The sequence below is a fragment of the Paenarthrobacter sp. NPDC058040 genome (assembly GCF_042885775.1).
Taxonomy (GTDB): domain Bacteria; phylum Actinomycetota; class Actinomycetes; order Actinomycetales; family Micrococcaceae; genus Arthrobacter.
On the sequence record NZ_JBHVRN010000014.1, the window covers coordinates 99912 to 125304 of the forward strand.

Genomic DNA, 25393 nt, shown 5'->3' on the forward strand with positions numbered 1-25393 from the left:
TCAGGACTCTATCCGCTGGTCCGATGAAACGCTGAATCCCTTGGATGTCAAGGCGTTCCTCAATTCAACCCGGTCATCCAACGCCAGGTTGACACCCTTGACCTCTTGCCACACCTCGTGTCCCCGGCCGGCAATGAGGATGGTGTCCTGCGCGGTGGCCAGGTCCACGGCGAGCCGGATGGCGGCGTCGCGGGGGTAAGACTCGATGACTTCGCAGGTCAGGCCCTCTTTGTCCTGCGCTGCCCTGGCACCGGCAAGAACCTCGGCGCGGATGCCTGCGGCGTCCTCGTCGTGGGGGTCGTCGTCACTCACAATCACGACGTCGGCCAGCCGGGCCGCAATGGCTCCCATGGTGGGACGCTTGCCCTGGTCCCGCTGCCCGGTGGCGCCAAACACCACGATGACCCGGGACCCGTCCTCGGACGAACGGACAGCCTTGAGGGCCCGCGCCAGTGCGTCCGGGTTGTGGGCAAAGTCAACCACCGACGCGGGTGCAGTGGACACCAGTTGCATGCGGCCCGGAACGGCCACCGTGAACGGATCATGCCGGTCCAGCGCGCCCTGGAGCGTATCGGTGTCCACCCCGGACGCGGCAACCATTGCCGTGGCCAGGGCGGCATTGGCCACGTTGAAGTCGCCTGGCAGCCCGGTGTGGACCCGAAGCACACGGCCGTCCCGGTGCAGCAGTTCAAAGGCTGTTCCCAAGCCCCGTGGTGTGACCGACCCAACCCGCCAGTCGGCGTCGACGTCTTCCGAGGCAGCTGCGAGGGTGGTGACGGGGATGTCCGCGAGCTCCACCAGTCGCCGACCCCAGGCATCGTCCACCGTGACCACTGCCTGCCGGGCCCGCGCAGCGGTGAACAACTCAGCCTTGGTGCGGAAGTACTCTTCCATGCTGCCATGGAGGTCCAGGTGGTCCTGGGTGAGGTTGGTGAAGCCCGCCACATCAAACATCACGCCATCCACCCTGTGGTAGGAAAGGGCATGGGAGGAGACTTCCATGGACGCTGCGTCGAGTCCTTTTTCACGCATGAGCGCCAGCAGACCGTGGACGTCCGTGGACTCCGGCGTGGTGAGCAGGCTGGGAATCGGATCCCCGCCGGCAAGGATCTCGATGGTGCCGATGAGGCCGGGAACCTTGCCCAGCGCCCGCAGCAACGAATTAACGAAGTACGTCGTGGTGGTCTTGCCGTTGGTGCCCGTAACGCCGAACAGAGTGGGGTGCCCGCCTTCGTCGGGCTGGCTGCGGTAGATCAAGGCAGCCAGGCGTCCGACGGCGGCCCTGGGCTGATCGATGATCAGCACAGGAACGGGCTGCTCGCCTGACAGCGCAAGCTGGCGGGCGCCGGCGTCGTCCGTCACCACTGCCACAGCACCAGCTTCAACAGCCTGGTCAACAAAATCGGCACCGTGGCGGCTGGCCCCCGGAAGGGCCATGTACAGATCGCCAGGTTCGATCGCTCGGGAGTTCAGGGAAATCCCCGTTACTCCCCCACCTTCAGTGGCCTCTGGCGCTGCGACACCAAGGGCCCCGGCAATGACTTCGAGGGGCACGGACGCAACGGACCCGGGACGGAACGCGGACCCGGCCTCCGGCGTCGTGGCGTTGGAAGCTGCCTCATTTTGCTCTGACACGTGGTTCTCCATTGGTGCTCAGTGGAACGACCGGCCGGCTGCCATGGGCACCGGACCGGTCGTGCTGGATCGAAACTTGGGGCCGAAACAGACGCCCAAGAAGCTTACTTGACGAACTGCGGCAAGTGCGCGGGCGTCCCCGTGGACGGCGCCACGTTGTAGGTCCTCAGTACCTGCGACATAACCGACCGGAAGACCGGCCCGTTGGTGATCCCGTAGATGCTGCCCTTCGGGCGCTGGAGGACAACTTCCACGATGAACCTCGGGTCATCCATGGGAGCCATGCCCACCATGGAGGCCGTGTAGCCATCAAAGCCCGGGAGTCCGTCCTCGCGAGGCGCCTGGGACGTTCCCGTCTTGGCGCCTATCCGATAGCCATCGATCGCAGCATCCTTGATTTGGCCCTCCGTGACGGCGCTTTCAAGAATGTCCCGGACTTGCTGGGCAGTCTCCTTGGAGACGACTTGCCTGGTGTCCTTGGCTGGGACCTTTTGTTCCACCCCGTCCGGAGTGATGTAGCTGTCAATGAGCCGTGGCTGCAGCATCACTCCGTTGTTGGCGATGCTCTGGTAGGCGCGGACCGTTTGGAGCGTCGATTGCGAGACGCCTTGGCCAAACAGCACGGTGTATTGCTGGCGTTCGTCCCACTGCTCGGGTTTGGCAAGGATGCCCGTAGCTTCGGCCGGCAGGCCGATGTCCGTTTGTTCGCCAATGCCGAACTTCCTCAGCCAGTCGTACCGCTGTTCCTTGCTCAACCTGCTGCCGGCCATGACGGTTCCAGTGTTCATGGACCACCCCAGGATCCCGGCGAGAGTCCGCTCTTCGGTCCCGTGTTCGAAGGCATCCGTAAACGTCTGGCCGTCGATCGTGTAGGAAGGCGGAATGGTGAAGTGGTCCAACGGATTGGACTTGCCTTCTTCGATCACAGCCGCGGCAGTGATCATTTTCTCCACGGAGCCCGGTTCATAGGCAGCCGTGACCGCGCGGACGCCACGATCCTTGGCATCCACTTTTCCGGGATCGTTGGGATCGGGGGCATTCGTATCAGCGAGGGCAATGAGGTTGCCCGTTTTGGTGTCCATGACTACAATGACGCCCCACTCGGCATTGAGCTTGTTCACCTGGCTCTGGATGGCCTGCTGTGCGAAGTACTGGATGTCCGTGTTGATGGTCAGTTTGACGTCGCTGCCATCCACCGCAGGCGTCAGTTCATCCGTGGCTACGGGAATGCGGAGGCCGTCGGCACCGATCTCGAAGACCCGCTTGCCTTCAGTGCCGCGCAGCACCTCGTCCTGGGTCTGCTCGATGCCCGCCTGGCCGGTAGTGCCGTCCTGGAGGAAACCGACAACCCCGCCGGCCACGCTCCCGTTGGGGTACACGCGTTTGCTGACGCCTTCCGCGGCGATACCCGGGACATGGAGTTTCGAGATCCTGTCCTCAAGCTCAGGCTTGACGTCCTTGGCTACAACAAAATACTTTTTGTCGCCGGTCAGTGATTCCCGGACTTTGGCAGCATCGGTGCCGAGCAAGGTGGCCAGTTCGGTGATCCCGTGGTCCCGGGAGATTGTCTCCACGGCCTCAGTCTCCTGGTTGTATCTCTTGAACTCGGTGGTTGCAGTATTCAGGACCTGATCCACCACGATGTTGTACCGGATAACGCTGCTCGCCAGCACGGTTCCGTTGGCATCGACGATTCTTCCGCGCTCAGCCGGCAGGACCTGGGGCGTCAGGCGGTTGGCGAGGGCGGCCTCGGCCATGCCACCCATGTCCAAGCCTTGGACCATGAACAGCTTGCCGCCCACCACCAGCAGCAAGGTGAGCATGATGCCCAAACCAACCCGCAGGCGCTTCCTCGCCGCCGGCACCTTCGTCTTTTTCGATTTGCCGGGGTTCTGCGCCACGTTGATTCCTTGCTGCTGGCCTTGGTTCAGTGGTCGGTCTGGTTAGTGCCCTGGTGTCTTTTGCTGGGGAGCCGGGACAGATCCTCCGTGGAGTTCAGGCGCAGGCGTCGCTCCACCAGCCGGCGTGGCCGGGGCTGTTGCCTGAGCCGAGGAGTCCGGCGCCGAGGGGGTTGCCGGTTTGAGGTTCTCCAGCGGATCCTTGGTTGTCACCGAAGGAACCACGTCAAGCTGCCCGGCAATCGCCGGAGGGGCAATAAGCGCCGAGGGATTCTCTCCCTTGACGGCCGGGGTTGCCTTTCCGGTGACCGTCATGGTGTTCACATCGATCTGCCCCTTGACGGTGGACTGTACCATCCCCAATTCTGCCGCCTTCGCTGCCAGGTTCTGGGGAGCCTCGTAGTTCTGCTTCCGCTGTGTCAGATCCTGGTTTTCCTTGGTCAGGGTCGCAGCCTCGGCCTTCAACTGGACCAATCGGTATTGGGCCGTGGAAACTGAAATGTTCAACACCAACACCGTCAAGAGGGCAGCGGCCAAGGCAACGAGGCACAGGACAACCACAGGTGTCCGCCGCCTCCCCGGGGCGCTGCGCACTACGGAGAGCGGGGTCCGCTGCCTGCGTCCCTCCCCGGGCTTTCCGGCCGGGGAGGGAAGCGCCCGGGCGGTGGCGCCCACCACGGAGGGCAACGATTTCGCTGCTGCGTTGCTCATACGGCTCTCCTTGGCTTGATGCGCTCCACGGCCCGCAACCGGGCTGATGCTGCGCGTGGGTTCTCGGCAATTTCTTCGGCGGTGGGCACCTCGGTGCCCCTGGTCAGTGTTTTCAGCTCGGGCTTGTGTTCTTCCAGTTCCACGGGGAAGCCCACGGGAGCCGAAGACTTGGACCCCGCCTGGAAAACCGACTTGACGATCTTGTCTTCCAAGGAGTGGTAGGACATGACCACCACACGGCCCCCCAGCGCAATGGAGGCAACGGCGGCCGGGACCGCCCGCTCCAGGACATCCAGTTCCTCATTGACCTCGATCCGCAGGGCCTGGAAGGTGCGCTTGGCCGGGTGCCCGCCACTCTTGGCAGCTCCGGCAGGGACCACTGCACGGATCTGCTCCACGAGCTCCCCCGTGGTGGCGAACGGCTTTAGGGCGCGGGCGCTGACAATCCTGTTGGCGATGCGACCGGCAAACTTTTCTTCGCCCCACTTGCGGATGATCCGCACGAGGTCTTCCTCGCTGTAGTTATTGACCACATCGGCAGCTGTCTGACCGCGGCTCGTGTCCATCCTCATGTCCAGCGGCGCGTCGTAAGAGTAGGCAAAGCCACGCTCACGTTCGTCAAGCTGCAGGGAAGACACGCCCAGATCCATCAAGATGCCGTGAACTTCGCCGATGCCAAGGTCCGCCAGGACATCTTCGATCTCGTCATAGACCGCATGGACCAGATCGGTGCGGCCCGCGAAAGGCTCCAGCCGGGTGCCAGCCAAAGCAAGGGCTTCCTCGTCACGGTCGATGCCCACAAGGTGCAGATCGGGGAACCGCTGCAGCATCGCTTCGGAGTGTCCACCCATGCCCAGCGTTGCATCAATGGCAACTGGCGTTTCGCCCCGCTTCCGGGCGGCCTCAAAGCCAGGGGCAAGGAGATTGATACAGCGGTCTTTCAGGACAGGTACGTGGCGTTCCGATGTCGGCTTTGCCGCGTCTTGCTCCTCCACGCTGCCTCCTCTTTCCTCAATGGCCTTGCTGGTGGTTCTTGAACCGGATCCCCATCCGCGCCTATCGCGCCGCCGGCCTGGCTCCGGGGAAGGTGAGCCAGGAAGACGGTTCGATGGGCGGCTGGAGATCCCATCCAAGAACCGGTACTGCGTTGTCCGTCCGGCTAAAAGAACCCGGGCAGATTGTCGTCGTCGGTCTCCGAGAAGGCGGCTTCCTTCTCGGAGAGGTACTCGTTCCAAGCTTCGGCATCCCAGATCTCAGCGCGGGTACCGGCACCGATGACTGCCAGTTCCCTGCCGAGTCCCGCATAGGCCCGGAGCGCCGGCGGAATCGTCACGCGCCCCTGCTTGTCAGGTACCTCGTCGGAGGCCCCAGACAGGAAGACCCGAATGTAGTCACGTGCCTGCTTGGAGGACAAAGGCGCCTCCCGCATTGATTCGTGAATGCGTTCGAACTCTTTCTGGCTGAAGACATAAATGCAGCGCTCCTGGCCCCTTGTGAGAACCAAACCGTCAGCCAGTTCCTCGCGGAACTTGGCGGGAAGTATGATCCGGCCCTTTTCATCGAGACGCGGCGAATGGGTGCCAAGAAACACCGGCCCACCGCCCCTCAATCAAGGTGCCCGCACATACCCAGCCCTGCCATTACCCTCTTATGCGCTCCACTTTACTCCACAACACACCACAGTCAACGCACCAGACGGCGTTTCTCCACCACTTTGAGATTCCTGAATGCCGGTATCACGCGGAAACCGCGGAGTGGAGGGCGGTGGAGGAGCCTGGGATGGAGGCAGGGGTCGCGCGATCGGTTGTCCCATTCCGGCACGGCCCGGAAGGCGCAATTGCCCAAAAAGCTGCACAGGCGGGAGGAAAGTGGGGGAAACCCGGAAAAGGGTGGAGAGTGGAGGACCGGAAGGGCCAGCCGGCCGTTAAACGCCGAAAGACCCTCTTCGGGTCTTTCGCTGGATGCTGTGGCACACCCGTTCGGGGGCGCCACACATCAAACTGGTGGCTGAGCCAGGACCGGCCCGTGGAGCCGGATGTCAATCCTTGTCAGGAACGTTTAATTGTCGTCGCGGCGTCGTTCGTCCCAGCGTTCCTCCAGGCTGCTCATGAACGAACTCTTGGACTTGGACTTGCCGGGCTTGCCCTTGCGTCCTTTGCCGAAGGCTGCTCCTCGGAGAGTAGCGAAGTACACACCGGCGCCCATCACAACAAAACCGAGGACGCCCACAAAGATCTGCTGGAGCGATACTCCGACGAGCAACAGAAGAATGCCCGCAATGGCGCCCAGCACACCGATGATGACGTGGCGGGTTGACCAACTGCGGATGGGATCCGAGCCCATTGTGTTGGCAAACTTCGGATCGTCCTCGTGAAGCTGCTTCTCAAGTTGCTCCAGCAGCTTCTGTTCGTGCTCCGAGAGGGGCATCGCGACCTCCTTAAGTCAGCCAGCGTCTGGACGGACCGCGGCCTTTGCGTCTGTAACCAGAACGTACGGAACCGAAAATTCGTTCCCCTGAATTCCTGCAAAGGCGAGCAGGCTTCCCGGGACCGATAGCTCAGGAAACAGCAGTCCAGACGATCTAAATATCTGTACTAATTAGAATAGTTTGTCCAGCGCTGTTCTGAAAGACAGGCGGACGGCGCAGTGGAAGCCCCCGGCCCCGGCTCAAGGGGCTTCGGAAGGCCTTCCCGGCTCCAGCAGCCGCGCTGGAAGCAGTGTCTTGGAACCAAACCGCTCGGCAACCCGGTCCAGTGCTTGCTCCGCTGCCCGCCAGTTGTCGTCCCGGCGGTCAAGACTGAGCTGCATCGACGTTTGGCCAGCAGCCTCCAATTGCTCCGCCCTGACGCCCACCAGCCTGACACTCAAGGAACGCGGTCCCAGGGAGTCCAGGAGCTGAACCGCAACTTGGTAGATGAGCTGGGCGCTGTCCATTGGGGTTTGCACCGTCCTGCTGCGGGTCACGGTGGAAAAGTCCGAATAGCGGAGCTTCAGGGCCACTGTCCGTGCGAGCATCCCTGCACTGCGCAGCCGGCCGGCCACCCGGTGCGACAGCCTGAGCAACTCCCTGTTCAACAGTGCACCATCGGCAGTGTCTGTGGAGAATGTCTCTTCGGCACCTATGCTCTTTTCCAGTCTGGAGGGGGTCACCGGACGCGGGTCCACCCCCATGGAAAGCCGATGCACGTGCTCGCCGCTGGCTCCGAGGACCTTCTTCAGGGATGCGACCGGGGTAGCTGCGACATCCGCCACAGTGCGGATGCCAAGCCGGGCAAGAACCTCCGCCGTCTTGCCGCCTACGCCCCAGAGCGCATTCACCGGCAAACTGTGCAGATACGCCACAGTGTCCGAGGCCTCGATCTTGAGGATGCCATCCGGCTTGCAACGCGTCGAAGCGATCTTTGCCACGAATTTGGTTCCGGCAATACCCACTGAGGCGGTGATGCCGAGCTCTGACTGGACCCGACGGCGGACTAAATGGCCGATCTCCAGGGGCGGTCCCAACCGCCTGATTGCTCCCGCGACATCCAGGAAGGCCTCGTCCACGCTCAATGGCTCAACGAGGTCCGTGATGGAGGCGAAGATGTCCATGATCTGTCCGGAAACCTCGTAGTACAGCTTGTGGCGGGGATTGATGATGACCGCTGCCGGACACATCCTCATGGCTACAGCCATGGGCATCGCCGACTTCACCCCGGTAGCCCGGGCCTCATACGACGCCGAAAGAACCACCGAGCGTTCAGCGGGGAAACCGACAATGACCGGCTTGCCCCGCAGATCCGGACGGTCGCGAAGCTCCACTGAGACGAAGAACGCGTCCATGTCGACATGGAGGATGCTGGTTCGGCGAAGTTCCCGCAGGGCGTCTGCAGCACTGCGGGCCGACTCCCGGCCCGGGTCCGCCCCGCCGCCAAATCCATCCTGCCTCACAACGGCAATACTATGCCCGGCCACTGACTAAACTGGAGGAACGGCCCCGGCGTCAGCCAAAGGAAGGATACCCCTGTGAAGCTCCCTGGAACTGCCCACGTGCGAGGACTTGCCCTGACAGCGGTCAGCGTCGCCCTGGCGGTTTCCGCCTGCACGCCCGCGCCCCAAGGTACAGCCGCCCCATCGACCTCCGGCTCTGCATCCTCCACGGCACCGGCTTCGTCCACTTCTTCGGCAAGCGCCACTGCGGCGGCCAGCAGTTCCGCCTCGGCTGTTCCGAACGCCACGGCCACGGTCGGAGCGCTCGTGGAGGGCTTCCCGCAGCAACTGATTCCGGTCATGCCAAAGTCGTCCGTCCGTTCCAGCAGTTTCGACAAGACTGCTTCCCCGGCCACCGTGGCACTCGTCGGAACCGTCAAGTCCCCGCCTGAAGGAGTTGCTGACTACTACAAGGCATCGCTGGAGGCCCAGGGTTTCAAGGTTGTGCCCGGACCCGGAACTGTGGGCAACCTCACCTCGATCGATTTCATCCGTGGTGACGGGGAAACGGTGAACCTGTCTGTGCGCCAGAAGGAAGGTGTCTCCACCTTCACCATCGGCGCCAACGTGGCGGCCGGTTCCGTCAAGTGACCGCACACGTGCAGCAAGTCCAAACGGAGCAGTCCCGGTTTGTCCTGGGCGTAGCGGACCACCTCGAGGCCTTCCTGACCTCGCAGCAGGACATCATGGCCACAGTCTCGCCCGATGTGGAGCCCCTGCTCGGGTCGATTTCCAGTTTGGTAACGGGCGGCAAGCGGCTTAGGGCCCTGATGTGCTACTGGGGCTGGCGCGGAGCCGGTGGCGCCGAGAACCATCCGGATATCCAAACCGCGGGCTGTGCCTTGGAGCTCTTCCAGGCGGCGGCCTTGATCCACGATGACATCATCGATCGTTCAGATACCCGGCGCGGTGGCCCCAGTGTCCACAAGCGCTTCAGCCAACTGCACGAGGTCAACGGTTGGGCCTTGGACAACGAACGGTTCGGCCACGCGGCCGCGATCCTGACCGGAGATCTTTGCCTCTCCTTCAGCGAAGAATCGTTTACCTTGATCGGCCCCCGGGCCGCCGCCGGCACCCAGGCCAGGGCCATCTTCAATCTCATGCGCGCCGAAGTGATGGCCGGACAGTACTTGGACATCCTCGAGGAGGTAGCTGGTCCGGTGCGGGATCGCGCAGGATCGGTGGACCGGGCCAAGTCGATCATCCGGTACAAATCGGCTAAATATTCAACTGAACATCCATTGGCCCTCGGCGGGGCCCTGGCTGGTGCCCCGGCGGAATTGCTCAGGGGTTATTCTGCATTCTCACTGCCGCTGGGCGAAGCCTTCCAAATGCGTGATGACGTCCTCGGTGTCTTTGGTGATCCGGAAACCACCGGCAAGCCTGCCGGTGACGACCTCCGGGAAGGCAAACGCACCGTCCTGGTGGGATTCGCCATCAATATGGCATCCCACGCCGACGCAGCCTACGTGGACCAAATCCTGGGCAAGCAGGACCTCAGCGCGGAGGAAGTTGACCGCATCCGTCACATTATTGTCGAATGCGGAGCCCTGGACGCTACTGAATCACTCATTGCCGAACTAAGTGACAAGGCATTCGCTGCGCTGGAACAGCTCCCTCTGGCGGAATTGCCGCTTTCGGCGCTTCGGCAACTGGCGGAGGCGGCAGTAAGCCGCGCGGCTTAAAGAAGGACGACGGCGGTATGCCACCGCCGTCGTCCCTTCTGTTTGGTCCGGTTACCAGGCCAGGGATTGGGCCCGGCGCCTGATTTCCGTCTTACGTCCTTCACGCAACGCATCAATTGGCCGTCCGCGCAGGGACTCGTCGGGCGTGAACAGCCAGACGATCAGTTCTTCGTCGCTGTAGCCTGCATCGCTCAGGACCGCAACGGTCCCCTTGAGGCTGTCCACGACGTGTCCATCCTGGATAAACAGCGCCGGGATGGAACGGATATTCCGCTCACCCCGCCTGACCGCCACAATCGCGCGTTCGTCGAGCAGTCCATGGACTTTGGTGATGGTGACATCCAACAACTCGGCTACATCGGGCAGGGGCAGCCAGTCGGTTACAAGGCTTTCAAGATTACTCACGGATCAAGGGTGCCACGACGCCCCGCTCCCCGCCTAGCCGGTTGATTAAGCAAGGTGCGAATTTCCCGATTGGGCCTTGCGTGGCCATTCGCGTTTGATTTCGTCAAACGGGCGGAATTGTTGTGCCGATGGAATAAGTGTGAGAGATTCACACTGATCACACTTGTACCATTGATAACAACTGCATCATTGATAACATCAGTAACATTGGTAACAGCGGCAACACCCAACCATCCCCGCTGCCGAGATGAGGACCCACTCCATGACCACGCCCCGCTCGACGAAACGAACCATGAGCATGCCCGTTATCGCGGCTACCACGGCTGCGCTTCCTGCCGTGGTGTTGTCCTCCCTTGCGGTGGCCCAGCCAGCCATGGCGGCTCCGGCGCCGCAGCCGCGGAAGATACCGGCCACGCTTGCCGCGGCGATCCAGGCCCAGGCCGCACAAGCCGGCAACGTCATCCCCGCACAGGCGGTCGCATCAACTCTTCCTGCGGCCCTGCGCCCCATGGCACCGTCCGTTCCGGACACGTACAAGATCGTCCGGGGCGACACCATCAGCGCCATTGCCCACCGGTTCAACCTGGACACCAACGACGTCCTGAAGCTGAACAAGCTCACTGCCACGACATTGATCTACCCAGGCCAGACCATCCAGCTGAAGGGAACGGCGCCCGCTTCCACTCCCGCCCCAGGGCCGGCAGCTGCGCCAGCCCCGGCAACCTCGTCCAATGCCACGACCTACACCGTGGTAGCCGGGGACACGCTGGGCGCCATTGCTGCCCGTCATGGTGTGCCTCTTTCCAGCATCTTCAGCTGGAACAACCTCAATGGCAGCTCCATCATCTATCCCGGCCAGAAGATCAAGGTCAGTGGCGGCTCCGCTGCACCTGCGCCGTCGGCTCCCGCGCCCGCTCCGGCTCCTTCCGCGCCGTCGTCGGGCTCCGGCACTTACACCATCAAAGCCGGCGACACCCTTAGCTCCATCGCATCCCGGCAGGGCGTTTCGCTGTCCGCGCTCATGAGCGCCAACAACGTCACCGCCACGACGGTCATCTATCCCGGCCAGAAACTGACCATTCCAGGCAGCACCGGCCTCGCGCCGGCGTCGAGCACCGCGCCTTTGGTGCCCAGTTCCTTCCTGGGGTTTACGTACCCGCCCGCCGTTGTCAGTTCGGCCAACGAAAACAAAGCCTTGCTCAACGCCTCACCGGTGCCCAGCCGCGCCGAGATGAAGACGATCGTGGCGGACACGGCCCGGCGCATGGGCGTCAGCCCTTCGCTGGCGTTGGCTTTCGCGGAACAGGAATCAGGTTTCGACCAGCGTGCAGTCTCCCCTGCCAACGCAATCGGAACCATGCAGGTCATCCCGTCCTCTGGCGAGTGGGCATCGGACCTGGTGGGCCGGAAGTTGAACCTCCTGGACCCGTACGACAATGCCACTGCGGGCGTCGCCATCATCCGTGCCCTCGTTGCCACAAGCAAGGACCTGGACACCGCGATTGCCGGCTACTACCAAGGCCAGTACTCCGTGAGTAAATACGGCATGTACGACGACACCAAGCGCTACGTCGAGTCCATCAAGGCCCGCCAGCGAACCTTCGCCTGAGCACCCTGCCGCCACGCATGGAAGAGGCCCGGATTCCGCTGGAATTCGGGCCTCTTCCATGCCTCGATTAGGATCGTAAGGTGCAAGAACCTCAGCAGGACCATCTCATCGGAACAACTGTGGACGGGCGTTACCTGGTGCGCTCCCGCCTCGCCAGGGGCGGAATGTCCACGGTCTACTTGGCCACGGACCAGCGCTTGGAACGCGACGTGGCACTGAAAGTCCTGCACCCCCACCTGGCCAACGACCAGACCTTCCTGGAGCGCCTGAGCCGCGAGGCCAAGGCTGCCGCGAGCCTGTCCCACCCGCACGTGGTAGGTGTCCTTGACCAAGGCGAGGACGGCCACATCGCCTACCTCGTGATGGAATACGTCAAGGGACACACACTCCGCGATGTCCTCAATGAGCAAGGGGCACTTCCTCCCCGGCTGGCCCTGGCCTTGATCGATCCTGTGATCGCCGGCCTCGCTGCGGCGCACGGTTCCGGCCTCATCCACCGCGATATCAAGCCCGAAAATGTCCTCATTGCCGACGACGGCCGGATCAAGGTGGCCGATTTCGGCTTGGCCCGCGCGGTCACTGCCACAACCAGCACCGGAGCCCTGATCGGAACTGTGGCCTATCTGGCCCCGGAACTGGTTCTCGGCAAAGCTGCCGATGCCCGCAGCGACATCTACTCTGCCGGGATCATGCTCTACGAAATGCTGACGGGCAAGCAGCCATACGCCGGAGAGTCCCCCATCCAGGTGGCCTACCAGCACGTCAACTCCGCGGTAGCACGGCCCTCCGAGGCGGCTCCCGGCCTGGCACAGGACCTGGACGAACTGGTCCAGTGGTGCACTGCGGTGGACGCCGAGAACCGGCCCGTAGATGGAACCGCGCTACTGTCGGAACTGCGGCACATCCGTACATCGCTCAGCGACGAGCAACTCGACCACAAGCAGGCGTCCCCGAACGGGCAGCCCTTCCCCGCGGGCATGCCGGCCACGGAGGCGATGCCGCACGGGCAACGCCCAACCGAAGCGATCCCGGCAGTGTCGTCCCCCACCGAATTCATCTCCCACCAAAGCAATCCCACAACGGTCATGGCATCCGCCGATTCCCGGAGCCGGATGGCCGTTCCCGGCGTTGACGAGGACGCACGCCCGCCGGGAAAGCGGGAATTGAAGCGGATGGAAAAGCAGGATGCCAAGGACCGGGCCCGGGCTGCAGCAACACCTGTGCGGCCCCTGCGCGAAGGGAATCCACGGCGGCGGGGGGTCATCTGGGCGGTCGTGATAGTGATCCTGGCGCTCCTGGCCGGTTCCGCCGGCTGGTTCTTCGGCATGGGCCCGGGCTCTCCTGGCACAGTTCCGGACGTGAAGAACAAGTCGGTTGCCGAGGCACAGCAACTGCTTCGCACGGCGGGATTCCAATCGGAACCGCAGGACGTCTTCGACGACGACATCAAGGCCGGCCTCACTGTGGGAACCAAGCCCGAGTCGGGCGCGCAGGTGCGGAAATTCCAGCCAATCACCCTCTTCGTGTCCAAAGGCGCGCAACTCTTTGCGCTTCCCGGATTGACCGGCGGGACGCTCGACGACGCCAAGAACGCGCTCAACACAGCCCAAATGGCCCTGGGTAACGTCACCCAGGCCTACGACGACAAGGCGCCTGCCGGCGTCGTACTCTCGCAGGACCCGGCCAAAGGCACCGAAGTACGCCACGGCACCCCGGTGGCCCTTGTGGTCTCCAAGGGCCCGCAGCCCATCCCGGTTCCGGACGTGCGTGGCCAGGCACAGGACGCCGCGGTCAAGGCCATCCAGGACGCCGGATTGAAAGCCGTGATCGCGCCGGAGACCGTTAATGACAAAACAGTGCCAAAAGGTGCGGTCGTGTCGCAGGCTCCTGCCAACGGAAACCTGTTCAAGGGCGACACCGTGACGCTGACCGTTTCCAAGGGGCCCAAGCTGGTGAAGGTTCCCAGCTTCATAGGCAAGCAGGCGAAGGAAGCACAGAAGCAACTCAAGGACCTGGGCTTCGATGTCAAAGTCAACGAAATCCTGGGTGGTTTCTTCGGAACGGTGCGGGACCAGAACCCAGTGAACACTGAGGTTCCCGAGGGTTCAACCATCACCCTGACTGTGGTCTAAGAGGTGCAGGCAGACCAAAGGCGCGGCCCCGTATTCCGGGCCGCGCCTTTTGTATTCCTAGGGTCAGCGCTTCGAGAGGGCTCCCGCCACCAGGAAGGCCATCTCCAAGGATTGCATGTGGTTCAGGCGCGGGTCGCAGACAGACTCGTAGCGATCCAGGAACGCATCCTGGTCAATCGGATCAGCGCCGCCAAGGCACTCGGCGACGTCGTCACCAGTCATCTCCACGTGCAGGCCACCCGGAACGGTACCGAGCGAGTGGTGGACTTCGAAGAACCCGCGGACCTCGTCAATGACGTCGTCGAAGTTCCGGGTCTTGTAGCCGTTGGGCGAAGTGACGGTGTTGCCGTGCATCGGGTCCGTAACCCAGAGGACCTGGGCGCCGGACGCGGTGACACGCTCGACGACGGCCGGCAGCTTTTCCCGGATGTTCTTGGCGCCCATCCGGGTGATGAAGGTGAGACGGCCGGGTTCGCGGTTCGGGTCCAGCTTGTCGATCAGGCGCAGGGCGTCGTCACCGCTGGTGGTCGGGCCGAGCTTGACGCCGATCGGGTTGCGGACCCGGGACAGGAAGTCCACGTGGGCGTGGTCGAGTTCGCGGGTGCGCTCCCCGATCCACAGGAAGTGCGCCGACGTGTCGTACGGAAGCCCGGTGCGCGAGTCGATGCGGGTCAGAGCTCGCTCGTAGTCCAGGAGGAGGGCCTCATGGCTGGCGAAGAACTCGACGCGCTTGAGGGCCTCAAAGTCGGCGCCGCAGGAATCCATGAATTTGATGGCGCGGTCGATGTCCCGGGCCAGGGATTCATAGCGGGCGTGCGCGGGGTTTTCCGTGAAGCCCTTGTTCCACTGGTGGACGAGGCGAAGGTCCGCGAAACCGCCCTGCGTGAACGCCCTGATCAGGTTCAGCGTGGAGGCCGACGTGTGGTAGGCCTGCAGCATCCTTCCGGCGTCGTGGGCGCGGGACTCCGGGGTGAAGTCGTAGCCGTTGACGATGTCCCCGCGGTAGGCAGGCAGGGTAACGCCGTTGCGTGTTTCGTCGTTCGAGGAACGCGGCTTGGCGAACTGGCCGGCCATGCGGCCCATCTTGATGACGGGCATGGCCGCGCCGTAGGTGAGGACCACTGCCATCTGGAGGATCGTCTTGACGCGTGCACTGATCTTGTCCGCGGTCGCGGCTTCAAAGGTCTCGGCACAGTCGCCACCCTGCAGGAGGAAGGCCTTCCCTTGTGCAGCGGCCGCCAGGCGGTCCCGGAGCACGTCAACTTCACCGGCGAAAACAAGGGGCGGAACGATCGAGAGTTCCTTGACGGAAGCCTTGAAGACGTCCGCGTCAGCCCAGGAAGGCTGCTGCGAAATGGGCAGGTCACGCCAGGCATCGAGTCCGGGATAGTTCGCGGCACCGCTCTGGGCGGTGCTGGCAAGCGGATCTGCTACAGATGGTGCGGTGTTCGCGGTTAGCTCAGTCACCCTACAAGAGTAGTAGCCCGCGCCGGTCTTGGGGCACTGCAACCGTAACCGACCCTGCCGGATGCGTCACAGTGTCCTGCCCGAGGGCCCCGCACCGTTTGTGGGCTCGTCCCGGTCCTCGGCGATGTCCCCCGGCGCATCCTCGCCGGCTTCGACCTTCCGCACCGGTTCCGGCCCCTTGCCCGCCAGCCTGGCCTTCACCACGGCGGCGTACTCGTCCACATATTCCTGGCCGGACAACCTCATGAGTTCATACATGATTTCGTCCGTGACGGCCCGCTGGACGTGCCGGTCTTCCTCCATGCCGTAGTACCGGCTGAAGTCCATGGGCTGACCGAAAATAAGGCCGATCCTGCGGATATTGGGCAGCCGTTTTCCAATGGGCTGGACCTTCTCGGTTCCGATCATGGCCACCGGCACCACAGGAACCCGCGTCTGGAGGGCCAAGCGGGCGACGCCTACTTTGCCACGGTAGAGACGGGCATCCGGACTGCGGGTTCCCTCGGGGTAGATGCCCAGCAGGCCCCCTGTGGCCAGGACGTCCTTGCCTGCCTGCAAGGACATCTCCGAGGCAGCGCCGCCGGAGCGGTCCATGGGCAGTTGGTTGCTCAGCCTGAAGAAAAGTGCCGTCAACCGGCCTTTGATGCCTTTGCCCGTGAAGTACTCCGATTTGGCCAGGAAGATCACGGGCCGGTGCACCATTAAGGGCAGGAAGATCGAGTCGGAAAATGACAGGTGGTTCGATGCCAGGATTGCGGCACCGTTCGCGGGAACATTGTCCAGCCCTTTGACCCAGGGCCTGAACAGGAGCTTGACAACAGGACCAAGGAAGATCCTCTTCATGACCCAATAGAACACGGTTGTCCTCTCACGGCCGATGGCAGATGCCCTCCCGGCTGCGGCCAGGATTCAACAGCAACCCTACTCCAGTGAGAAATGACCGGAACAGTGACACGATGGTGCAATGACGGAACGAAACCAAGCGGCGGCCCCACTGGCTTTCCACCACCCCGGCCATGGAGAAAATGCGTCAACAGGGGTCGCTATCTGCCACGGGTTCACAGGCAGCCCCTCAAGCGTCCTGCCGTGGGCGGAATACCTGGCGGAGCAGGGTTTCGCCGTTTCCGTGCCCCTGCTGCCTGGACACGGCACCAGTTGGCGCGACCTCGCCACTACCCGCTGGCAGGACTGGTACCGGACCTTCGAAAAGAGCTACCTCGACCTGGCGGGACAGACCGCGACGTGTTTTGTTGCCGGGCTGTCCATGGGTGGCGCCTTGGCCCTGCGGGTAGCGTCGCAGCATCCCGTTCCAGGCGTAGTGCTGGTCAACCCTGGCCTGAGCTTCTATGACCGCCGCGTGCGCTATGTCGGCGCGCTGAAGTACGTGATGCGTACCACCTCCCCCATAGAAGAGGACAAACCGACTGCGGCCGCCACGGATGACGGCGACTATTCAAAGACACCGTTGCAGTCCGTCCACGAACTCAGGAAGCTGTTCCGGCAGGCGACGCGCGCCCTGCCACAGGTCCAGGCACCTGCAATGGTATTCAAGTCCGCGGTGGACGGAGTCATCCCGCCGAGCTCCCTTGCGACGATCGCCAAGCACATGGACCCGTCCCGGCTCAACGTGGTCTCCCTCCCCGGCAGCGGACACGTAGCCACGCTGGACGTGGATGCCCCCACTATTTTTGAAGAATCCGCGCAGTTTTTCCGCCGCCATGCCGGCGACAGAGTAGCCTCGGAGACATCATGAAAGTGCTTCCCGATTTCTCCCCGTTCCGCAGCGCCTGGGCCGGTTCAGGTCCGCGTGTGGGTGTGGTCATGTCCCATGGATTCACCGGGAGCCCGCACAGCGTCCGGCCGTGGGCTGAGCACCTCGCAGCCGCCGGTTACGCGGTCAATCTCCCATTGCTGCCTGGCCATGGGACCACGTGGCAGGACATGGCCACGCGCTCATGGCATGAATGGCACCGCGCCGTGGACGAAGCGTATTTGGAACTCGCGGACGAGTGCGACTACGTGTTCGCTGCCGGACTGTCCATGGGCGGCACCTTGGCCCTGCGGATCGCTGCGACGCGACCCGTGGCAGGCACCGTAGTGGTCAACCCTGGAATGGTGCTGGACGATCCCCGCGCCGTGGTCGTGGGTGCCTTGAAGTACGTACTGAAAAGCACGCCGGCCATCGCCAACGACATCCTCAAACCGGACCAGGACGAGGGCGCCTATCCGCGGACACCGGTTGCCGCAGCCCACCAGCTGAAACGCATGTACAAGGACACCGCGGGCCTCCTCCCCCGGATCAGCGCCCCGGTGCGGGTGTTCCGTTCAACGGTGGACAATGTGGTCTCCGATGCCAGCCTCGCCCTCCTGCAATCGCGCGTGCAGGCACCCGTGGAGGTCAGCTACCTCAACAACAGCTACCACGTGGCAACCCTGGATAACGATGCCCCCGAAATATTCTCGGGCACTGTCGGGTTCATCCGGAATACCCTGGCGGCATTGGCCGGCAGCGGGCCATCGCTCGAAAAGGACAAAGCCGATGAACAGGCCTGATCCCAATTCTGCCGACCAAAGCGCCAACAAGGATGACGACGCCGTGTGGCTGGACCTGGTGGCCCGGCTGGAAGCCACGGAATCATCGCCCTTGGACGAGGAACGCCCGGGTGCGCCGGATCCTGCGGATGACCGGAAAACCTTTCGGGACTTCGACCCCCTCGGCCTGTCCACACCGGATACGGGGCCGGAAATACGGGATACCGAGGAGCGGCAACCCGGCCGGGGCGTTCCCACGCGTCCGCGCGATTACGACGTTGACGACGACGATGACGGCGCCTTCGTTCCGGAAGAGCCGCCGAGCCTGGCCGGAACCGAGCCTTTGACCATGCTGGCGTGGCTGGGCGCTGTCGGCGGCCCGCTGGCCCTGCTGTTCACGGCCATGTTCTGGCGCTCGGCGCCCTTGGCGGCCATCCTGGGGATCGTTGCAGCGTTCGTCGCCTCGGTGGTCTACCTCATCATGCGGCTTCCCCGCGAGAAGAATGAGGACGACGACGGCGCCCGCATCTAGGCGCGACGCCCGCCCTTCGATGTGCCCGGCTCAGCCGTGGGCTCGCCCGCTGACACGCGACAGGTCCGCTGCACCGATCATTCCTGCCCGGGGTCCCAGCGCAGCGAGTTCGATCCGCGCCATCGGCCGGAAGCCTCGCCCCGTCAGGTTCCTGGCAAAGGAGGCCCTGGCGGGATCGGCAAGAAGGTCGCCGGCGTCGCACAGGCCGCCGCCGATCACGAACATTCCCGGGTCCAAGGCTGCGGCGAGGTTGGCGAGCCCAAGGCCCAGCCACTCGCCCTGATCGGCGATGAGCTCCCTTGACGTGGCATCCCCGTTCAAGGCCAATGCAGTGACTGCCGCCCCGGTGATGTTCTCCGCAAGGCCGCCGGCCTTTTCGAGAAGTCCGCGGCCCTCTGGCGAGTTGGTTTTGACGAGTTGCCTGGCCTCGCGGCCAAGGGCGTTACCCGAGGCGTACTGTTCCCAGCAACCCCGGTTGCCGCATTCACACCGGTGGCCACCCGGGAAGATGATTTGGTGGCCGAACTCGCCGGCCACGCCAAAGCGTCCGCGCTCCACGTGGCCATCCATCACCATGGCACCGCCGATTCCCGTGCCGAGCGTAATGCAGACCAACCGGCTTTCGCCTTGCCCGGCACCAAAACGCCATTCCGCCCACGCCGCCGCGTCGGCGTCGTTGGTTAACAGCACCGGCCGCCGCAAGAGGTTCTGAAGGCTTTCACGCAGTGGCTCGTTACGCCAGGCCAGATGCGGGCTGAACAGCACGGTACCGCCGTCGAGATCCATCCATCCGGCGGCCCCGATGCCCACCGAAGCGATCCGGTGGTATGCGCTGAGCTCGTCCACCAGTTCCACAATGGTCCGCTCGACGGCCCGGGGATCAGCGCCCGGAGTGGCGCGGCGGCCTTCTGCGAGTACCCGGCCGTCCGCGTCAACCACGCCGGCGGCCACTTTGGTGCCGCCGATATCGATGCCGATGGCCAGCCCCCGCCGACCCAGGTGGCTGCGGCGGGCGGCCCATGGAACGTCCTTCCAGCCAGCAACGGGAGGCCGGAGCCGGGGACGTGAACTGGACCGAATTCGAGGCATCCCATCATCCTATTCCGCTGCCAGGTCGAGCCCGGCATCGCGCCGGCATCATGGCGCCAAGTTGCCGAAAAAGGCAGCGCCTACGTAAAGTTACCCGCCAGTAGGTGAAATCGGACACACCTCCATGAGTGGGCATACTAGAGTGGACAGTGCCCCCTTGTGGCCCGTGGATATCAAAGGAGCTACCGTGCGTGAAATCAGTGTTCCTCCCCTCGTCAATGTCGCCCCTGAAACCAACATCACGGACCTCGTCGTCCGGGAGGCCGCGAAGGCATCCAATCCTGCACTGTTTTCCAAGCTTGACGCCCAAGGCCAGTGGCAGGACATCCACGCCACCGACTTCCTTGCCGACGTCAAAGCGCTGGCAAAGGGCCTGATCGCCAACGGCGTGGGTGCCGGCGACCGCGTGGGCATCATGTCCCGGACCCGCTACGAATGGTCGCTGGTGGACTTCGCCATTTGGTTCGCCGGAGCCGTCTCCGTGCCGATCTATGAGACGTCCTCCCCCTCCCAGGTCGCCTGGAACCTCGGGGATTCCGGTGCCGTGGCGGCCTTCGGCGAAGCCGCCCATCACGAGGACATCATCCGGCAGGCCGTCGCGGCGGAAGACATCAGCGCGGTGACCAACGTCTGGCAGCTCGAAGGCGCCGGACTCGACGCCCTCCGCGCGGCCGGCGTCGACGTCAGCGATGACGAATTGGAGGCCCGCCGCTCCGCAGCCGGACTCGCCGACCTCGCCACCATCATCTATACCTCGGGTACCACGGGACGCCCGAAGGGCTGCGAACTGACCCACGGCAACTTCGTGGAACTCTCCGAGAATGCCCGCGCGGCACTCGGCGAGATCATTAACGAATCCGGCAAGACCATCATGTTCCTCCCGCTGGCGCACGTCTTCGCCCGCTTCATTTCCGTCCTGGCGGTTGCCGGGGGCGTCAAGGTTGCACACACACCTGATATCAAGAACCTCCTCGCGGACCTCCAAAGCTTCCAGCCAACGTTCATCCTGGCTGTCCCCCGGGTTTTCGAGAAGGTCTACAACTCGGCACTGACCAAGGCCGAGGACGGCGGAAAGGGCGCCATCTTCCACCGGGCCGTGGACACCGCGATTGAGTATTCCAAGGCCCGCCAGTCCGGCTCCATTGGCCTGGGCCTCAAGATCAAGCACGCACTGTTCGACAAACTCGTCTACGGCAAGCTCCGCGCAGCCATGGGCGGGCAGGTGGCCCACGCCGTGTCCGGAGGTGGCCCGCTCGGCGAACGCCTTGGCCACTTCTTCCAAGGCATCGGCCTCCAGATCCTGGAGGGCTACGGCCTCACCGAAACCACGGCACCAATTTCGGTGAACACGCCATCGATGATCAGGATCGGCACGGTCGGGGCGCCGCTGCCGGGAAATGCTGTGAAGATCGCGGACGACGGCGAGATCCTCACCAAGGGCGTCTGCGTCATGCGCGGATACTACAAACGCGAAGACCTCACCGACGAGACCTTTGTTGATGGGTGGTTCCGGACCGGGGACATTGGCGAACTCGACAGCAACGGCTTCCTGAAGATCACGGGACGCAAGAAGGAAATCATTGTCACCGCCGGCGGCAAGAACGTGGTTCCAGCCCTCCTTGAAGACCAGATCCGGGCTGATGCGCTGGTGTCCCAAGTACTCGTGGTAGGCGACAACCGCCCGTTCATCGGAGCCCTGGTGACCCTTGATGAAGAGGCGCTGCCGGGCTGGCTGGAACGCCACGGGCTGTCGGGCTCCACCACCCTGGAAGAGGCCACGGACAACGCCGTGGTCAAGGCAGCCGTCCAGGAACTCATCAGCAAGGCCAACCAGTCCGTTTCCCAGGCCGAGGCGATCAAGTCGTTCCGGATTGTTCCTTCGGATTTCACTGAGGCGTCCGGACATCTGACCCCCTCGCTCAAGGTCAAGCGCGCCCAGGTCATGAAGGACTTCGACACCGTGATCGAGGAGATGTACTCGGCACCCCGGGCCTCCTAGGCTAACCACAGCAACGAAGCCCGCAGCAGCAAAGAACCCCGCCAGGAAATTTCCTGGCGGGGCTCTTTCGGTTCAGTGGCTAGCCAACCACAAGCAGCAGGTCGCCGCCCTGGACCTGCTCCACGGCGGAGATGGCCAGGCGCGAAACTGTGCCTGCCACCGGAGTGGTGATTGAGGCTTCCATCTTCATGGCTTCGATGGTGGCAACGGTGTCGCCGGCCTTGACTTCGTCGCCAACCTTAACGGTCACCGTAACGGCTCCGGCGAACGGAGCTGCAACCTGGCCCGGCTGGGCGGGGTCGGCCTTCTCGGCTGCCTTGACGTTACTCACCACGGAGCGGTCGCGGACCACCACCGGGCGCGACTGCCCATTGAGCGTACACATCACCGTGCGCATGCCCTTTTCATCGGCATCCGAAACAGCTTCCAGCTGTGCGATGAGCCGAACACCCTTCTCAAGTTCGATGATGTGCTCGGCACCGCGCTGCAGGCCGTAGAGGTAGTCGCGCGTATCAAGGACAGAGATGTTGCCGTACGTGTCAACGCTCTTCTGGTAGTCCTTGGTGGGGCCGGCAAACAGCAGTCGGTTCAGCGTCTGCTGGCGGGTCTTGGAGTCTGCTTTCAACGCTGCGCTGTCCTCGGCGCTGATCTCGACGTCACGGACCTTGACGCTGCGGCCTTGGAGGGCCTTGGTGCGGAACGGCTCGGGCCAACCTCCGGGAGGATCACCAAGCTCGCCGGAGAGGAAGCCGATAACGGAATCCGGAATGTCGTAGTTCTGCGGATTCTCGTTGAAGTCGGCCGGATCGGCGTTCAAGCCCACCAAATGCAGGGCAAGGTCGCCCACCACCTTCGACGACGGAGTCACCTTGACCAGGTGGCCGAGGATCCGGTCAGCGGCGGTGTACATGTCCTCGATGGCTTCGAACTGCTCGCCGAGGCCCAACGCGATGGCCTGCTGGCGGAGGTTGGACAACTGGCCACCGGGAATTTCGTGCTTGTACACACGTCCTGTGGGACCCGGCAGTCCGGATTCGAACGGCGCATACACACGGCGGACGGCTTCCCAGTACGGTTCAAACGCGCCCACGTTCTCCAAGCTGAGGCCCGTGTCGCGTGGCGTGTTTGCCAGCGCAGCAACCAAGGCAGAAGCTGCCGGCTGGCTCGTCGTACCAGCGAGGGAGGCGGCTGCGACATCCACGGCGTCCACGCCGGCATCGACGGCAGCAAGCAGCGTTGCGAGCTGGCCGCCGGCGGTGTCGTGCGTGTGCAGGTGAACCGGAAGGTCGAAGCGCTCACGCAGTGCCGAAACGAGCTTGGCAGCTGCTGCCGGACGCAACAGGCCCGCCATGTCCTTGATGGCCAGGATGTGGGCACCGGCGTCGACGATCTTCTGGGCGAGGTCCAGGTAGTAGTCGAGGGTGTAGAGCTTTTCTTCCGGATCCAGCAGGTTGCCGGTGTAGCAAAGGGCTACCTCTGCAACGGCGGTTCCTGTGGCCCGTACGGCGCGGATGGCGGGAGCCATCTGGTTCACGTCATTCAGGGCGTCGAAGATACGGAAGATATCGATGCCCGTTGCAGCCGCCTCGTTGACGAAGGCTTCGGTTACTTCTTCGGGGTACGGTGTGTAGCCAACGGTATTCCGGCCGCGGAGCAGCATCTGGATACACGTGTTAGGCAGCGCCTGGCGCAAAGCAGCCAAGCGGTCCCAAGGGTCCTCGCCAAGGAAGCGGAGCGCGACGTCGTACGTCGCTCCACCCCAGGCTTCAACGGAAAGCAGCTCCGGCAGCAAAGCCGTCACAGCAGGACCGGCGGCAACCAGGTCGCGGGTACGCACGCGGGTGGCCAGAAGGGACTGGTGGGCGTCACGGAACGTGGTGTCCGTAACCGCCACGGCCTGCTGCTCGCGAAGGGCCTTGGCGAAGCCCTCCGGACCGAGTTCCTGAAGACGCTGGCGCGATCCCGACGTTGGCACCGGGCCGTCGATGACGGGCAGCTTGCTGGCCGGATCCGAGTGGACCGTCAGTTCGCCGTTGGGCTTGTTAACAGTCACGTCGGCGAGCCAGGTCAGGAGCTTGGTGCCACGGTCTGCGGAAATGTGCGACCTAAGCAGTTCAGGGCGCTTGTCGATGAAGTCGGTGGCCACGTTGCCGGCATTGAAGTCCGGGTCCGCGAGGACAGCCTGCAGGAATGGAATGTTGGTGGAGACACCGCGGATACGGAATTCCGCGAGGCCACGGCGGGCACGGGCCACTGCGGCCGGGTAGTCACGGCCGCGGCACGTGAGCTTGACCAGCATCGAGTCGAAGTGCGGGCTGATCTCGGCACCGGAGTAAACGGTACCGCCGTCGAGCCTGACGCCAGCGCCACCGGCGGAACGGTAGCCGGTGATCTTTCCAACGTCAGGACGGAAACCGTTGGCGGGATCTTCCGTGGTGATGCGGCACTGCAGCGCGGCACCCTTGATGGACACTGATTCCTGGCTCAGGCCAAGGTCTGCGAGGGTCTCGCCGGAGGCGATGCGCATCTGGGCCTGGACGAGGTCCACGTCCGTGATCTCTTCGGTGACGGTGTGCTCAACCTGGATGCGGGGGTTCATTTCAATGAACACGTGCTGGCCTGCGCGGGCCCCCTCGGTGTCCACCAGGAACTCGACCGTACCGGCGTTGACGTAGTTGAGCGCCTTCGCGAATGCGACGGCGTCACGGTAGAGGGCTTGGCGGATGTTATCGTCCAGGTTCGGAGCCGGAGCGATTTCCACAACCTTTTGGTGGCGGCGCTGGAGCGAACAGTCACGCTCGAAGAGGTGCATGACGTTGCCTTCGGCGTCGGCAAGGATCTGCACTTCAATGTGGCGTGGGCGCAGGACTGCTTGTTCAAGGAACATCGTGGGGTCACCGAAGGCCGCGTCGGCCTCGCGCATGGCGGACTGCAGGGCTTCAGGAAGCGCCTCGCGGGTTTCGACACGGCGCATGCCACGGCCACCACCACCGGCGACTGCCTTGGCGAAAATGGGGAAACCGATCTCATCCGCTGCAGCGATCAGCTCATCCAGGTCCTTGGACGGCTTGCTTGACTTCAAGACGGGAACTCCGGCTTTGCGGGCTGCTTCGAGGGCAGCGACCTTGTTGCCTGCCAGCTCAAGCACCTCGGCCGGAGGGCCAACAAAAGTGATGCCCTGGGCCGCGGCAGCGCGGGCCAGGTCCGGGTTCTCGGAAAGGAATCCGTAACCGGGGTAGATGGCGTCTGCGCCGGCTTCCTTGGCGACGCGGACAACCTCCTCCACGTCCAAGTAGGCGCGGACGGGATGGCCCACCTCGCCGATCAGGTAAGCCTCGTCAGCCTTCTGCCGGTGGATCGAGTTACGATCCTCATGCGGGAAGACGGCAACGGTTTTTGCGCCCAGTTCATAACCAGCGCGAAACGCCCTGATCGCGATTTCTCCGCGATTGGCCACCAGAATTTTCGAAAACATACTTCTCCTGCATCATTGCGGGTGGATCGGTCGGTGGTCACAGTGTGTAGTGCCGCCAGCATCAAACACAAATCTTTGTGGCAACCATCACAACTGTATTCGTCATGTGCGCTGTATGTGGATACGGAGGGCCATATGGCGTGATATGTCAGACCCCTCCAAGGAGGCGCCCGGGCGCGTAGAAAGCGGGAATCGGCGGCCACGCACCATATGATGTTCAAGGGGCTTCGGCAAGTCCCGGGCTCCAGCTCTACA

At 63.5% G+C, this 25393-nt stretch carries 20 protein-coding genes; 8 read left to right on the forward strand and 12 right to left on the reverse strand.

The features are described from left to right. The 7 genes from ACFVSJ_RS19095 to dinB form a co-directional block, all read right to left on the reverse strand. A complete protein-coding gene (locus ACFVSJ_RS19095) occupies positions 1-1635 on the reverse strand; it encodes a UDP-N-acetylmuramoyl-L-alanyl-D-glutamate--2,6-diaminopimelate ligase (RefSeq protein ID WP_387438568.1) in 1635 nt (544 codons plus the stop codon). Positions 1636-1739: 104 nt separating this feature from the next. Beyond that, a complete protein-coding gene (locus tag ACFVSJ_RS19100) occupies positions 1740-3536 on the reverse strand; it encodes a peptidoglycan D,D-transpeptidase FtsI family protein (protein WP_387438569.1) in 1797 nt (598 codons plus the stop codon). A gap of 42 nt (positions 3537-3578) precedes the next feature. Then, on the reverse strand, positions 3579-4244 hold the full coding sequence (locus tag ACFVSJ_RS19105; protein WP_387438570.1) for a hypothetical protein: 666 nt from the start codon (positions 4242-4244) through the stop codon (positions 3579-3581). Then, the gene (gene rsmH, locus ACFVSJ_RS19110; protein WP_387438571.1) at positions 4241-5239 is read right to left on the reverse strand and encodes a 16S rRNA (cytosine(1402)-N(4))-methyltransferase RsmH; all 999 of its coding nucleotides are present in this window, start codon (positions 5237-5239) and stop codon (positions 4241-4243) included. The genes ACFVSJ_RS19105 and rsmH overlap by 4 nt, the downstream gene beginning before the upstream one ends. 164 nt (positions 5240-5403) lie before the next feature. Beyond that, on the reverse strand, positions 5404-5835 hold the full coding sequence (mraZ, locus tag ACFVSJ_RS19115; protein ID WP_387438573.1) for a division/cell wall cluster transcriptional repressor MraZ: 432 nt from the start codon (positions 5833-5835) through the stop codon (positions 5404-5406). Between the two features lie 467 nt (positions 5836-6302). Beyond that, positions 6303-6671 (reverse strand): DUF3040 domain-containing protein, encoded by a 369-nt coding sequence (locus ACFVSJ_RS19120; protein ID WP_387438574.1) that lies wholly within the window; start codon positions 6669-6671, stop codon positions 6303-6305. A gap of 240 nt (positions 6672-6911) precedes the next feature. Beyond that, complete coding sequence (gene dinB / locus ACFVSJ_RS19125) at positions 6912-8174, reverse strand: DNA polymerase IV (protein WP_387438575.1); 1263 nt, start codon at positions 8172-8174, stop codon at positions 6912-6914. A 75-nt stretch (positions 8175-8249) separates the two neighbouring features. Between dinB and ACFVSJ_RS19130 the strand changes: the two genes are divergently transcribed. Both ACFVSJ_RS19130 and ACFVSJ_RS19135 read left to right on the forward strand, forming a co-directional pair. Next, positions 8250-8804, forward strand: a complete 555-nt coding sequence (locus ACFVSJ_RS19130; protein ID WP_387438576.1) for a hypothetical protein — start codon at positions 8250-8252, stop codon at positions 8802-8804. A gap of 8 nt (positions 8805-8812) precedes the next feature. Beyond that, complete coding sequence (locus ACFVSJ_RS19135; protein ID WP_387438578.1) at positions 8813-9898, forward strand: polyprenyl synthetase family protein; 1086 nt, start codon at positions 8813-8815, stop codon at positions 9896-9898. A 51-nt stretch (positions 9899-9949) separates the two neighbouring features. Here the strand turns inward: ACFVSJ_RS19135 and ACFVSJ_RS19140 are convergent, their stop codons facing one another. Further along, positions 9950-10303, reverse strand: a complete 354-nt coding sequence (locus ACFVSJ_RS19140) for an Rv2175c family DNA-binding protein (RefSeq protein WP_387438579.1) — start codon at positions 10301-10303, stop codon at positions 9950-9952. A 262-nt stretch (positions 10304-10565) separates the two neighbouring features. On the opposite strand from ACFVSJ_RS19140, the gene ACFVSJ_RS19145 reads away from it, so the two are divergent. Together ACFVSJ_RS19145 and pknB are read left to right on the forward strand one after the other, a co-directional pair. Beyond that, positions 10566-11912 carry a LysM peptidoglycan-binding domain-containing protein gene (locus ACFVSJ_RS19145; RefSeq protein WP_387438581.1) on the forward strand — a complete coding sequence of 449 codons (1347 nt, stop codon included), beginning with the start codon at positions 10566-10568 and terminating at the stop codon, positions 11910-11912. An 80-nt stretch (positions 11913-11992) separates the two neighbouring features. After that, complete coding sequence (pknB, locus tag ACFVSJ_RS19150; RefSeq protein ID WP_387438582.1) at positions 11993-14044, forward strand: Stk1 family PASTA domain-containing Ser/Thr kinase; 2052 nt, start codon at positions 11993-11995, stop codon at positions 14042-14044. Between the two features lie 63 nt (positions 14045-14107). Here pknB and ACFVSJ_RS19155 read toward each other — a convergent pair whose 3' ends face one another. Together ACFVSJ_RS19155 and ACFVSJ_RS19160 are read right to left on the reverse strand one after the other, a co-directional pair. Next, positions 14108-15511: a class II 3-deoxy-7-phosphoheptulonate synthase gene (locus ACFVSJ_RS19155; RefSeq protein ID WP_387438584.1), complete on the reverse strand. Its 1404-nt coding sequence runs from the start codon at positions 15509-15511 to the stop codon at positions 14108-14110. Positions 15512-15577: 66 nt separating this feature from the next. Further along, on the reverse strand, positions 15578-16369 hold the full coding sequence (locus tag ACFVSJ_RS19160) for a lysophospholipid acyltransferase family protein (RefSeq protein ID WP_387438586.1): 792 nt from the start codon (positions 16367-16369) through the stop codon (positions 15578-15580). 106 nt (positions 16370-16475) lie between these two features. Here ACFVSJ_RS19160 and ACFVSJ_RS19165 point away from each other — a divergent pair, with 106 nt between their 5' ends. Genes ACFVSJ_RS19165 through ACFVSJ_RS19175 form a run of 3 tightly spaced genes read left to right on the forward strand, consistent with a single transcriptional unit; the run spans position 16476 to position 18575 of the window. Continuing rightward, complete coding sequence (locus ACFVSJ_RS19165) at positions 16476-17264, forward strand: alpha/beta hydrolase (RefSeq protein ID WP_387438588.1); 789 nt, start codon at positions 16476-16478, stop codon at positions 17262-17264. Further along, positions 17261-18064 carry an alpha/beta hydrolase gene (locus tag ACFVSJ_RS19170; protein WP_387438590.1) on the forward strand — a complete coding sequence of 268 codons (804 nt, stop codon included), beginning with the start codon at positions 17261-17263 and terminating at the stop codon, positions 18062-18064. Before ACFVSJ_RS19165 ends, ACFVSJ_RS19170 begins: the two co-directional genes overlap by 4 nt. After that, positions 18051-18575, forward strand: a complete 525-nt coding sequence (locus ACFVSJ_RS19175; RefSeq protein WP_387438592.1) for a hypothetical protein — start codon at positions 18051-18053, stop codon at positions 18573-18575. The genes ACFVSJ_RS19170 and ACFVSJ_RS19175 overlap by 14 nt, the downstream gene beginning before the upstream one ends. Positions 18576-18605: 30 nt before the next feature. On the opposite strand, the gene ACFVSJ_RS19180 is transcribed toward ACFVSJ_RS19175, so the two are convergent. Next, positions 18606-19664 carry an ROK family protein gene (locus tag ACFVSJ_RS19180; RefSeq protein ID WP_387438593.1) on the reverse strand — a complete coding sequence of 353 codons (1059 nt, stop codon included), beginning with the start codon at positions 19662-19664 and terminating at the stop codon, positions 18606-18608. 187 nt (positions 19665-19851) lie between these two features. Between ACFVSJ_RS19180 and ACFVSJ_RS19185 the strand changes: the two genes are divergently transcribed. Further along, positions 19852-21663 carry an AMP-dependent synthetase/ligase gene (locus ACFVSJ_RS19185; protein ID WP_387438594.1) on the forward strand — a complete coding sequence of 604 codons (1812 nt, stop codon included), beginning with the start codon at positions 19852-19854 and terminating at the stop codon, positions 21661-21663. Positions 21664-21742: 79 nt separating this feature from the next. On the opposite strand, the gene ACFVSJ_RS19190 is transcribed toward ACFVSJ_RS19185, so the two are convergent. Next, entirely contained in the window at positions 21743-25138 is a 3396-nt protein-coding gene (locus ACFVSJ_RS19190) for a pyruvate carboxylase (protein ID WP_387438596.1), read from the reverse strand. Between the last annotated feature and the right edge of the window lie 255 nt (positions 25139-25393).

What these genes read in the sequence shown, in the direction of transcription:
- ACFVSJ_RS19105 (WP_387438570.1), bottom strand. Translation starts at nt 4,244, where the DNA reads ATGAGCAACGCAGCAGCGAAATCGTTGCCCTCCGTGGTGGGCGCCACC.
- ACFVSJ_RS19120 (WP_387438574.1), bottom strand. Translation starts at nt 6,671, where the DNA reads ATGCCCCTCTCGGAGCACGAACAGAAGCTGCTGGAGCAACTTGAGAAG.
- ACFVSJ_RS19145 (WP_387438581.1), top strand. Translation starts at nt 10,566, where the DNA reads ATGACCACGCCCCGCTCGACGAAACGAACCATGAGCATGCCCGTTATC.
- ACFVSJ_RS19165 (WP_387438588.1), top strand. Translation starts at nt 16,476, where the DNA reads ATGACGGAACGAAACCAAGCGGCGGCCCCACTGGCTTTCCACCACCCC.
- ACFVSJ_RS19170 (WP_387438590.1), top strand. Translation starts at nt 17,261, where the DNA reads ATGAAAGTGCTTCCCGATTTCTCCCCGTTCCGCAGCGCCTGGGCCGGT.
- ACFVSJ_RS19175 (WP_387438592.1), top strand. Translation starts at nt 18,051, where the DNA reads ATGAACAGGCCTGATCCCAATTCTGCCGACCAAAGCGCCAACAAGGAT.
- ACFVSJ_RS19180 (WP_387438593.1), bottom strand. Translation starts at nt 19,664, where the DNA reads ATGCCTCGAATTCGGTCCAGTTCACGTCCCCGGCTCCGGCCTCCCGTT.
- ACFVSJ_RS19190 (WP_387438596.1), bottom strand. Translation starts at nt 25,138, where the DNA reads ATGTTTTCGAAAATTCTGGTGGCCAATCGCGGAGAAATCGCGATCAGG.